This is a genomic window from Streptococcus sp. 20925_1_69, assembly GCF_041432365.1.
GTDB lineage: Bacteria > Bacillota > Bacilli > Lactobacillales > Streptococcaceae > Streptococcus.
Window position 1 is genome coordinate 1 of sequence record NZ_JAPVZL010000004.1, and the last position, 12,913, is coordinate 12,913.

The window sequence follows — 12,913 nt, forward strand, 5'->3', positions numbered from 1 at the left end:
AACTGCTTATCATCACTCGTTTCCGCCGGAAGTTTGGTTCCTTCTTTTACGATAACTTTACCTGTTTGTACCGTATCTTTCAGTTGGTCGTTCTTAATTGTGATTATACCATCTTTGACTTTGAATGTTTCTTCTATTCCTGGGACAGTCACTACAGAACCATCTGGGTAATTAGTATCGTCATGTCGTTTAATTGTTAGTGTCACGTCTCCTGTTGTGCCATCTTGCTTGTTGACCGTAACCTTAGGTGCAGCTGGCGCAACTTTTAGTGTGACATTAGTTTTTTCTTGAGAACCATCGTTATAGGTAATTACTACTGGTACTTGTTTTTCCTTATCAGCTTCTAGTTCTGGTAATTGTCCATCAGATGTAACAGATTTTATACCTGCTTTTTGATATGTTTTTGTTACGCCGTTTTCAATAACTCCTGTGACTCCTGTTGCTGAATATAAATCTGTTCCAGTAAGGTGATCCGTTGGTTTCTTAATAATGTCTGCTTTTGTAACTTCATGTGCTGTTAAAGTATGTGTTCCTTCATCAGATACTGCTTTAATATCGCCTTCGCCTTTGCTTGCAGTTGCTGTTACTGTAGTATTTACCAAGTTACGTGGAATTTCGATACTTCCATCATGAACGCTTACTCCATTAGGTTGTCCTGTTACTTGCCATCCATTTTGAGCATCTTTTGTTACTACAACACTTCCTGATTTTAGAGGAATTGTAATTTTATCCCCTGAATTTGTAGAATTTGGTGTTACTTTTACATTTCCATTTTGCCATTGTCCTACTGCTGGGGCGCTTGGAGTTGCTTCTTTAACAGCTACATATACTTTAACTTGACTTCCTTCTTTACCTTGACTATCTACTGCCGCTAAAGTAACTTCATATAATCCAGCTGGTGTTGTACCAGTACCATTTGCTGCAGGAATTTGCGAAATAATCTTAACATTTCCTGTTCCAAATGGTTTGTTTCCATCTGGTGTCACACTATCTTCTGCATCTGTTACTGTCACTAATTCTTTTAACAAGTCGGCTGTCAACCTTGTTCCAGAATCATAGACTTTTCTATGAGTTGCATCTTTTCCTGTGTCACCTTTTACTTTGATAGTAGGCGCTGTATTCGTAACATTAACTACTTTCCAGTTTCCAACAGCCGTTGGATCTTGTCCTGCTTCTGGTTGATATTCTACACGCAAACCTAGTCCTTTGCTGTAGGTTGCTGTATTATCTCCGTTAGCAGCTTCTTCTCTAATGTGAAGTTTCTTACCGTTACTTTCTTCATTAAGAGGAATAGTAATAATACTTTCTGCTGGATTAGTAGTGCTTGGAGTAGATGTAATTGTTCCGACATATCCATTAGCATCTGTCACCGTTGTATTATCAGCACGAGTTGCTTCTGTATGCCATCCATCTGTTCCACGGACAAGTACAATACTGTTTGGCTTATCTCCTGTTTCTTGATTATTATGGAATCGCAATTCAACTCGTTTAGCATCATGTGGAACTGTAATATCAATATGCTTACTACCTGCAACTGTTGACGCTACTGAGTAATCTCCCATTTCAACTGCTTTATTATCACTTCTAGTTGAAACTGTTCCACCTGTGACTGTATTCTCCACTGTAATCGCTGGTGGCATTGTAGTTTCACCATTTTTAGCGACTGATTGACGAAGTTTTACATTTTTAGGAAGCGTAGCTGTCCAAGTTCCATCATTATTTATGGTTACTCCGCCGTTATTTTCACTAGATAGAACGGTATTTTTTTCATCATTCAAATGAACTTTGACCACTCTATTAGGGTCATTAAATCCACCCAATGTACCGCTTAGTGTACGACTAGTTGAAGTCACTGTTGCTGGATCAAAAGTTGGTTTTTGAGGAGTGACTTGTTCACTGTTGCTGTTATCAGAAACTAAAGAATAAGCAGTTGAATCTTGTCTTGTTCCAGTATCAGTTTTCACTGTTTTTTGATAATTTCCTGAAACAACCACATTAGCTGTCAATTGTTGACCTAGAGTCACAGGTTTGTTGTAGTCAGCTTCAGTAAATGTTGTACTTCCTGTTCCTTCTGTTACTGTTTTTTCTGCAACTACAGTGTCAGTAGCATCTTTTAATTGTACTGTTACAGTTGATCCTTTTGTCAACTGTGCAGCTGTTGGTAAATTGTTTACAGTAATCACAGGTTTAGTGCCTGCCTTACCTTGGAATTGATTTGCAGTTAGTGTTGGTGCTTGTGGTTTAACGGCTAGAGTAACTTTAATGTCTTGATGCGTGTATCTAAAACTACTATCACCGCGTAATCCAGCAATTGCCGACGTGTAATAAACATTAACATTTTCTTCACGCATTCCTATTGTAGTTTGAACTTTAGAAACTGGATTTGCAGAACCACTATATCCATCCCCCCAAGCTATCGCAGTTCTAGGTGGATTAGGTAATTTAGGATCGCTTAATTTAACATAATCACTAGCACTTGTTTTCGCAAATGCACTACCAACTATTGTTTCTACAGAATCTTTTCCATCCTCATACTTCGCTTCATTTCCATAAGTCTTGAACGTTACATTTTTTTCAATAGTCCCTGCTTCATTTGGATAAGTTACAACGATCGTTTTAGTCGTTTCGCCCGCTGTTGTGCTTGGGCTAGCTGGATTTCCATCTTTAAATGTAATAGTTGTACCATCTGGTTTCTTTCCACCTTCAAATTCTACATAAAAATCCGGTTTAACAGTTGTTGTTCTTCCACCAGTTCCCGTTACAGCAGACGTCAATGGTTGACCAACAATCTCATGGTATTCTGTCACTTCATTGCCGCCTACCTTACGATAAGTTACTTTTGGATATATCGTTACTGGAATATCCACATTTATCGCTGCATAGCCGTTTGCACTAACCGTTACAGTTTTAGTCGTATTCCCCGCTTCCGCTGTTGTAGGTCTAGAATCGTCTTTCCAAGAGGCAGTTAATCCAGCAGGCATTTCCACAAAGTTACTTGGAGTATCTACATTTTTGATTGTTCCGTCTTTAATCGCATAGATAGGTTTAGCTTTCACAGCAGCTATAGAGATTGTTTTCTCAGCTTTATTTCCATTTTTATCTAGGACTCTTACTGTAATTTCTTTTTTAGTAGCTGCGTTTATTGTTCCTTTTATTGATTTTGTTGTTGCATCGTAAGTTAGACCTGTTTCCCCATTTGGTGACGAAACTTTAATATTTGTATAGTCTACACCTACTCCTGCTCCATCTGATAAACCAAGAGGAAGACTGAACTCTTTTCCAACTTCTACAAGCGTATTGTTTATATCAATTGTTGGAATTTTGCGATCACCATCTTTAGAATTATTAGTGTCATTTTCATCACTTGAAACTTCTTGGGCAATTACTTTTGCTTGAATTTTTGTTTGATCTTTAACAACTTGATCTTTTAAAGTAATTTCCCCAGTAGTTGCATTAACACTAATTCCTTCTTTCGCACCACTCGTGATACTCCATTGATTATTAGATCCCTTAGTAGCGATAACCGTTGTTCTATCTTGAGCAGTTTTCGTCACATTACCATTATCTTCTAATCGATTCTTATCCGCTGGAGTGTATGTCACTTCCACTTTATTGACATTTGTTTCATTCGCTGGAGTTACTATAACGTCACCGTTATTTTCTGGTCTTACCGTTGGTGCTGTTGGTTTGACTTTGAAAGTCACTGATACAGTAGCTTTTTCAGGAGGATAAATAGTTATAGATTTTCCATCAACAGTTTTTGAATATTTTTCACCATTATTAGGGAACGTAACTACTGCTGTATAGTTAACGACACCTGGTGTACTTAATAATGTTTTATTTGTAATAGGAGTATTGTCTTTACTCCATGTAAATTTCATACCAGTTGTGTAGTAATCATCACCATTAGTTTTTTGTGTGTTTCCGTCTGATACTTTGACATAATTATGTGAATCTTTCGCATGCCCTTCATCTGCTGGATCTACTAATTTTGTATTCAAAGGAACTGTCTCAGGAGTATTTCTCGCTTCAATATCAAGAATTACATATTTAAATTGATACGTCTTAGTATTATTAGACGCGTCTTTTACAGTAACACTTGCTGTATGTTCTCCAAGCGTATTGTTATTATCTACTATATTATTAGATGTTAAAGTGTACTGATTATTACTATTTGTCAGATCTGTTTTCTCGACATCATTTCCACCTTGCTTGTTAAACCACACACCACTCGGAATTCCTGATGCTCTAAGATATGTTGTTTTACCAGAGTTATCACTCACTTCAAATGTTGGATTAAATTTTGCTCCACGATAAATTGCAAACCTAGGATTTTGATCAACATTCTCTCCTAACTCTACCCCATTTATCTTAACCTTAGGCGGTTGTCCATCAACTACATCATAAGTTACCGTCAGAGTTTTAAGAGCCCCTCCTTCCGGATTAGGAGCTAATACTTCTACTCTCTTATTCGTGCCCACTGTCAGATCAGGGTTATTAGGTGCAGTTGTATTCCTAGAGTTTTCCCACAAGAATGTTTTATCATTCCCAATTGCACCACCATCTTCATAAGTGAAGTACTGTTTAGGATCTCCCCAATTTGGATTTTCACCTACATTTATCGTTTTCTTTTTAGCTAAATAATCGTATGTTATAACATCACTATATGGCACTGTATAAGTCGTTCCATCTGTATAGGTCGTAATAATTCCATCAGTCCCTTTTGTAAAGGTTGGGTGTGCTTCATTTGTTTTGTTAGCTTCTTTAATAGCAGCTAAAATTCTATCCTTCTCAGCATCTTTTATATTTGTTGGATTTAAAACTTTAACTCGAGATGGATAGTTTGGTTTAGCAGAAACAATTTTTACTGTTACTTCTTTTTTATTAGTAGCATTTGTCCAGTTTCCAGCATTATCTTTGGCATTCAATGTTACAGTTACATTAGTTTTAGCATCACTCGCCGTATTCTCATCATTTAATGTGAATGATAATTTTGCAGTAGCATCACTTGCTTTTCCAAACGAACTATAAATATCCGAATTATTTTTATAAGTTCCTGTAATATTTTTTGTAACTGTTCCTCCAGGACGCGAATTAAAATCTGGGACTCCTGAGCCACCTTGATTATCACTAATTAAAACATCTAACTCTAAAGTACGTCTACTTTCTGGGGCTACAGGAATAATTATATTTCCCTTACTATCAGCTGTTAACCAAGTTCTTGTTCCATTTTTACGCACTTGAATCGTTGGAGCTGTTCTATCTTGAGCCCTAGCTGTATCCTCTGCTTTTTCACTAAGTGCTTCCCCAGGAGCTTTCGCCTGTGCTTCTACTTTAGTGCTATCTGCTACACTATTAGCTGGTATAGTTACCTCTCCGCTATTTCGGTCAATTGTAATAGCTGAATCTCCTTGTAATCCCCATGAAGATCCTGTTTTATCTGCAGTTATAGTTTTATTTTGTTTACTAGTTTCATCTGTATAGCTAATAGTCAAGTGAGTAGCATTAGTACTCGGTCTAACTATAACAGAACCATCTTCTTTTGCGGTAACTGTAGGTTTGTCGGTACGTCTAAGTATATTACCTGTAGCCTCATCACTCGGATCACTGTTACCAAACCAAGACTTAGCTTTAACTTGCGTACCTACTTTAACAGCACTAGGTTTTACAATAAAAGAAGTTCCTGAAACTTCAATTCCATTATTATTACTACTCCATGTACCGTTTTGTGCATTGCGCGTAAGTGTAGCTTTTTGGGCGTTTCCATCACTTCCTACATAATTAATCTCCACTTTATCTGCTTTTTCGGTATTCGGTTTTACGGTAACAGTACCTACATTATTATCTGAAATCACTGGAGCATTCGGTTTTTCTTGTAAACCTCTTGCCATGAAGTATTGTTTTCCAGAAGAGTTTTCATATGACCTCATACCAGCAGCATAATAAAGTGGTGCATATTTATTAGTAGTCTTAGTTTTATAAGAAATTGTTACAATACCCGATCCATCATATTTTAAATAATATAATTGGTCAGTATTTTCTTTTAATCCCTCTAAATTTCTTTTTGCTTTATTTTTCACATCACTAGAAGGTGCTGTATTCCAAATAGGTTGACGTCTATATTTATCAAAAGCAGGACCTAAATAATAATATGAACTTGAAGACTGAGTTGCCTCGGGGTCAGTTTGGTTCCTCTGAAGAGTTCCGATAATAAAGTTGTTATCCGTTACATCTGTCACACTATCAAATCCATCTGTAAAATGGTGATTCTTAGCATTTCCATAATCCGCTTCAGTAGCACTTAAATGTGCTTTTATTTTACCACGCCATTCTGAGTTTAACTTGACACCTCCATATGAACTAGAACCTTTCGTTGTTCTCGTAGCACCAAGAACATCATCCATTATGTGACCTTTAGGCAAAGTAAACCAATACAAAGCATTTTGGTGACCTTGATTATGAGTATTGAAAGTAACAGTCCAAATATAACCGTTCTCATCAGTAGGGTCTTTTTTTACTGTTATCTTAGCCTCTTTCAACGCTTCCTCTACAGGTACTTCCTTGTCTGGTGTATATAATTTATCAATAGTACTTCTTCTTGTTGCATACAAATAAGTCTCAGCAGGCAACCCTGAACCATCCCCGTTTTGAACAATATACGCCCTTTTTGTATTCAGTGCCGCTGGTGTAGCCCTCAAATCTGTTCCGTGTCTCATCAGTTTTCCATTTCGCAAATCACGTTTTCCTGATTTTTCACGAGTAAGTGCTAAGGCAAGTTTCTTCTCAGCTTGCTTCCCTTTTTTGAGGAGTTCTTCAATTTCAGCTGGTGTTAACTGAGGTTGTGATACACTAGCTTCAATTGATTTAACAATTTCTTCTACTCCTTCTAAAAGTTTCTTAGTCTCAGGACGTGTGATTTCATTTGCCTGTATCAGATAGGCAGACAAATCTTTTGAAATCGTTTTCAATTTTTCTTTATTCTGATTATCACTAACTTCTGACTGTGAAAGTTTAGTTGATGGAGTCCTAACTTCTCCATTAGTTGATGCTACAGGATTCTTCTCTAGGACTTTTGCAGCAGCTTCCTTTGGAGTTAGTACAGTCCCCTCTGGAGCAGTCAGCGTAGTGTTTGTCAGACCTGCTTTTTCTAAGACTGGAGGAGTTGAAACTTGAGGTGACAAAGCTTCCTTGACCCGACGAGTCAGGTCTTCCATGAGTTTGACTTGCTCATCAACCTGTGCTTGCGTCGCTTTTGGATTCTCTAAGACTGCCTTAGCCTTTGCGAGAGCTTCTTCGACTTCAGTGTGGAGAGCCTTCATGGAGTCTAAGGTCAAATTTGCTAACAAAGCTTCTAGGGTGCTTTGTGTCGATTTGGCTGCACTTGTATCAGCTACTGGCGCTGATACTTCTTGATCCTTTTCCTTCGCCACCTGAGTAGTTTCTTCTTTATCATCTATCTTAGTCTCGGGCTGAGGACTTTTAACTTCAGCTTCCGACTCTTCTCGACTTCCTTCTTCAGTTTTAGCTTCTGGAGCGCTAGATTCTCCTGCTGATTTGAGCTCAACTGGCTGTTCAACTACTGCCGTCTTCTCAGGACTCTCCTCATCTGAGTCCTGTGGATCCCCATCTGAATTTCCAGAAGGTCCAGCAACTACATCACTAGCTGTTACTGGAGACACTGCAGGGGCCTGCGCTTGCACCCCATTCGCAAAGAACATCAGAGCCGCCACTGCAACACTAGCAGCCCCAAAATGGTACTTTCTTATCGAATAACGAAAGACTTTTTCCCCGTTATCCTTATGCCTTTTTCCAAACATAAGCATATCCTTTCTATTGTCTCAATAGACTACATTAAAAATCTTTGAAAAATAATGTGTCATCAATATACTAACACTTTTTAAATAGAAAATCAATCAATTTCCTGAGCGTTATCTTAAGTTTAAAACCCTATAATATAGCATATTTTGGGATCTTTTTGTGAATTATATATATATATATATATGCAAGTGTTATCATAACAGCATTTTCGGACCGTTAAATATGAAATTTAATATAAATAAAAACAGATTTTACCTTTTACTTAGGAAAAATCTGTCATTATTTTATTTTAAATGGTAGACTGCCTATCCTTACTTTTTATAGACAGCGGATTCATTAAAGCTTGTTCCCAAAAAACTCCAACCACGGCTTGCGAATCTCGTCTTTGCTGGTTTCTCTGTATTTTCTTAGTTCTTATTTATGATGCTCTTTCAATAGTTCTTCAAACTCAGATACAGTCATACCCAACTGTTGACTGGCAACTTCAGAAGGCAAAAGACCTTGGCGGACTAGATTTACTAACATAGTGAAACTTCCTTCAACTTTCCCACGCTCCAGTCCCTGTTCAATGCCCTCTGCACGACCACGCTCTAAACCTTGTTCAATACCTTCTGCTCGACCACGTTCTAATCCTTTTTCTTCAGCTTGCTCCAAGGCATAGTCCTGTGCCAACAATGCCTGTTCTTCTCGCATACGTAGTTGACTAAACATTTTCCTGTCCTCCTCAGACCAGCTCTTGTAGTCCAGCAGTTGGTCTGCCTGGCTGATGGCTCGCTCTGGTTGCTGGGTAAAGGGTTTATTCCCGAAAAACTCCAACCACGGTTTACGAACCTCATCTTTGCTGGTTTCTCTGTATTTTTTTAATTCCAAGAACGCTATCTTAACCAAATGGTTTTCTTGTCCATTATTTGTGATGGTTAAGGCTTCACCTGTCGTATCCTCGCGCATACTAAAGCTATGAAAAGCCAAATCATCTGAGAAGTAATTGCTATCCACGATAGCAATAGCATAAACTGGTGCGATATGTTTATAACTCTGATGAGTATTTCCTTCTTGCTGACGAATTTTTTCTAAGTTTTGATTGACCTGACTGCACAAATAAGCCCATAAACGATTAATGAAAAAATTCTGATGATGCACCTGAATCTCAATAATTACTTGAGTACCGTTGTCCAACTCCGCCAAGACATCTATACTAGTGTAAAAATCCTGAGCTGAGTAAGGTAGGGAAGGTAAGACGTGAATATTACTTCCCTCCAAAATAGTCACATTTTTGGCTGGTAAATCCAGCATATCGCGAATAAATTGACAAGTGATTTCTGGATTGCTGAAAATTTTCTTAGCTACCAAATCATTGGTCGGGCTAATGCCCGGATGACGTAAAGTCATATTTCTTCTCCTTTCATTATACCATAGTTTTAAATCTAGGTTCACTAGATTCTATGGCTCTATCTATTTATTCGGAAAAAGTAGAGAGAATTAGGAGAAATTTATCTGAAAGCGATGGACGCCCACCATAGATATTATAAGCCCAATAAAAAACAAAAAAGCTAGCCTAAGCTAACTCTTATCCTATGCGGAGAGAGGGACTTGAACCCTCACGACCTAAAGCGGTCACAGGATCCTTAGTCCTGCGCGTCTGCCAATTCCGCCATCCCCGCGTCGATTACTTTACTAGTATATCAACTTTTAGGATGCTTGTCAACACTTTTTTCAATTTTTTTCATTTCATCAACCAAATTACTCTGAAATTTCATTTAGATTTTCATCTACTAACTTAGCTCCAAGTGTATTTTTGAAATGACCTAGGGCAAATTGGTGATTTTCAGGCCAGATGGAAGCAACAGCTGGTTTAACAATCTCGATGTCATATCCTAGATTATAGGCATCTATAGCTGTATGCAGGACACAGATATCCGTCAAGACACCTGTTAAGATAACGGTAGACACTCTCCGCTCTCTCAAACGGATATCCAGGTCAGTCCCTGAAAAAGCAGAGTAATGGCGTTTATCCATCCAAAAGACACGACTGTCTGAACCATGCTCTTGATAAAAGGTCCCCAAATCTCCGTATAAATTCCGTCCACTAGTCCCAATCAAATTATGAGGAGGAAATAGTTTACTTTCTGGATGGAAACAATCGTTTTCTTCATGAGCATCGATGGTAAAGAAGATGTAATCTCCTCGTTCAAAAGCTAATCGAGTTACCTTGCTGATGGCATCCGAAATCGCCTGAGCTGGAGCACCTGCTGTCAATTTTCCACTATCAGCAACAAAATCTTCTGTATAATCAATCGAAATTAAAGCCTTAGTCATTAGTAATCTCTTTTCTTCACTTCTTCAAAAATATCTGAAATCAAGACCTTAAGATAGGTTCCCTTCATTCCAAGTGAGCGACTTTCAATAATTCCCGCAGACTCAAGTTTACGAAGGGCATTGACAATCACAGAACGGGTGATTCCGATACGGTCTGCAATCACTGACGCAGTCAACTGACCTTCATTTCCGTTTAACTCCCCTAAAATTGCTGAAACAGCACGGAGTTCGGAGTAAGAAAGGGTATTAACCGCCATGGTAACAGCAGTACGGCGGCGAATATTTTTCTCATCTTCTTCACGTTGGAAATTAAGGAGTTGAATCCCAACAACGGTACTGGCAATCTCAACAAGGATCAAATCCTCATCTTCGAATTTTTTATCATTGCGCCAAATAATCAAAGAACCAAGACGAATCCCTGATACATGAATCGGTGCAATAGTCGTCAAACCATCTGGAAAGTCGGCACGACTTTCCACAGGGAAAATACTCAAATCATGATCAACTGTCAGATTGGCTTCTGTATCGTAGATCATGTTCGCACCTTGAATGTAGTCATCTGGGAAAATCTTAGTTTGGAAGAACTGCTCTACACGATCTGTATTGGTTTTGTAACGCATGAAATAACCAAGGAGACGTCCCTTGCTATTGACGATACAGGCGTTACAGTCAATAATATCTGCCAATTGACGGGTAATCGCATTGTATGGAAGTTCTTCCTGCAACTGCTCCTCTGAGCGCTTCAGGATAGAAGTAATTTTTCTTGTTTTTTCTAATAAATGTGCCATTTTTCACCTCGAATTTAATCGCTATCATTATAACATAAACAGCTTAAATTTTCAATTATTATCTGAAAATTGCTTATTTAATTGCAATTTGAAAAAACAAGAATATTTTTAATTAAATTGCTTCTTTTCTATTGACAAGCTCCCTATTTTTGTGTATTATAATATTACAAAAATATAATATATCTATTTTATTTATCTTTCTTTTTCCATTCGGTCTCCTTATATAAAAAAGCGATTCATTTTGAACCGCTTTTTCTTATTTATCGCCCTTATTACGAATAACAAAGCCTGTTTGCTTTTCACTTGAAGTATTGCGTGGTTTTTTATTGTCTTTATTACGGTAACGTCTGTCTTTATCAAAACGATCATTGCCACGACTTCCTTTTTTGAAATCATCACGACGACCACGACGGTTGTCTCCACGGCGATTATCACGACGGTCATCTCCACGACGACCTCCCTTACCTTTACCACCGAAGCCATTACCTGATGGTTTAAATGGCAGTGGTTTTTCACGTGCAATCTCCACTTCAGGAAGACTATCTGGGTCTTGAACAGTCAGACTCAAGATATACATTGCCAATTCTTCTGGAGTAAATTCGGCAGCTAGCTTACGAGCATCCTTACCAAATTTCTCAAAGTTGGCACGGATAGTCTCATCTGCAAAATCACGTTCAATTTTCTTGAGAGCTACGTGTTTTTTTGCTTGGAAGGCTTCTTCTGCACTTGCAGGTTTGAGACCTTTCATGCGTTTCTTAGTCAAGTTTTCAATGATTTGGAGGTAGCCCATTTCATTTGGTGATACGAAAGTAATAGACTGACCTGACTTACCAGCACGACCTGTACGACCGATACGGTGAACATAACTTTCAGGATCTTGTGGAATATCGTAGTTATAGACATGGGTCACACCTGAAATATCCAAGCCACGCGCTGCAACGTCTGTCGCAACCAAAACATCAAGATTGCCATTTTTAAAGTCACGAAGGACACGAAGACGTTTGTTTTGGTCCAAATCACCATGAATTCCTTCTGCACGGAAGCCACGGATTTTAAGACCACGAGTCAATTCATCTACACGGCGCTTTGTACGACCAAATACGATAGCAAGCTCAGGCTGTTCCACATCCATAAGACGAGTCATGGTATCAAATTTTTCTTGTTCTTTAACACGAATATAGTATTGGTCAACCAATTCTGTGGTCAATTCCTTAGCAGCAATCTTCACATGCTCAGGTTCTTTCATAAACTGAACACCGATACGTTTGATAGCATCTGGCATAGTTGCTGAGAAAAGTAAGGTTTGACGGCTTTCAGGGACACGAGAAATGATAGCTTCAATGTCTTCAAGGAAGCCCATATTGAGCATTTCATCCGCTTCATCAAGGATAAGAGTTTCAATATCTTGTAATTTCAAGGCCTTGCGTTTAATCAAGTCCAAAAGGCGACCAGGTGTTCCCACCACGATATGGGCACCAGATTTAAGAGCCTTAATTTGTTTTTCAATGCTTGATCCACCATATACTGAGCGAACCTTGACTCCCTTACTGCGACCAAAGCGGAAGAGTTCTTCTTGACTTTGGACAGCTAGTTCACGAGTTGGAGCGATGACCAAGGCTTGGATGGTCGCTTCTTCTATACGGATTTTTTCAAGGGTAGGCAAGCCAAAGGCTGCAGTTTTTCCTGTACCAGTCTGAGCTTGACCGATAACGTCCTTACCTTCAAGGGCCAAGGGAATAGTTTGTTCTTGGATCGGACTGGCTTCTACAAAACCAGCTTTTTCAATCTCTGCTAGCAAATCAGCAGACAAGTTTAATTCATTAAATTTCACGATATTCTTCTTTCTAAAGGTGGTGCGAAGCCACCCTATAGGGCTTAGTTTATACTTTTCTTTTTATGACGTATTTTCATATACTGGATACAAAATCGTGTTGCTTCTTTTCCACAAAAGAAAAGTACTGTTTTCTTTGCAACCTATCTAGTATAACACA

Annotated in this window: 5 protein-coding genes and 1 tRNA gene; all 6 read right to left on the reverse strand. The window is 38.5% G+C overall.

Annotation, left to right across the window (positions count from 1 at the left end):
• Positions 1 to 7,817 (reverse strand): YSIRK-type signal peptide-containing protein (locus tag O3601_RS03525; RefSeq protein WP_371471173.1); only part of this gene is annotated, 7,817 nt, incomplete at its 3' end.
• Between the two features lie 415 nt (positions 7,818 to 8,232).
• Positions 8,233 to 9,207 (reverse strand): Rpn family recombination-promoting nuclease/putative transposase, encoded by a 975-nt coding sequence (locus tag O3601_RS03530; protein ID WP_265526993.1) that lies wholly within the window; start codon positions 9,205 to 9,207, stop codon positions 8,233 to 8,235.
• Positions 9,208 to 9,393: 186 nt separating this feature from the next.
• A tRNA-Leu gene (locus O3601_RS03535) sits at positions 9,394 to 9,479 on the reverse strand.
• 79 nt (positions 9,480 to 9,558) lie between these two features.
• Positions 9,559 to 10,134, reverse strand: coding sequence for a cysteine hydrolase family protein (locus tag O3601_RS03540; RefSeq protein WP_070526965.1), 576 nt, complete (start codon positions 10,132 to 10,134; stop codon positions 9,559 to 9,561).
• Positions 10,134 to 10,922, reverse strand: coding sequence for a GTP-sensing pleiotropic transcriptional regulator CodY (gene codY / locus O3601_RS03545; protein ID WP_000940738.1), 789 nt, complete (start codon positions 10,920 to 10,922; stop codon positions 10,134 to 10,136). The genes O3601_RS03540 and codY overlap by 1 nt, the downstream gene beginning before the upstream one ends.
• Before the next feature lie 256 nt (positions 10,923 to 11,178).
• Positions 11,179 to 12,753 (reverse strand): DEAD/DEAH box helicase, encoded by a 1,575-nt coding sequence (locus tag O3601_RS03550; RefSeq protein WP_371471175.1) that lies wholly within the window; start codon positions 12,751 to 12,753, stop codon positions 11,179 to 11,181.
• Positions 12,754 to 12,913 lie beyond the last annotated feature (160 nt).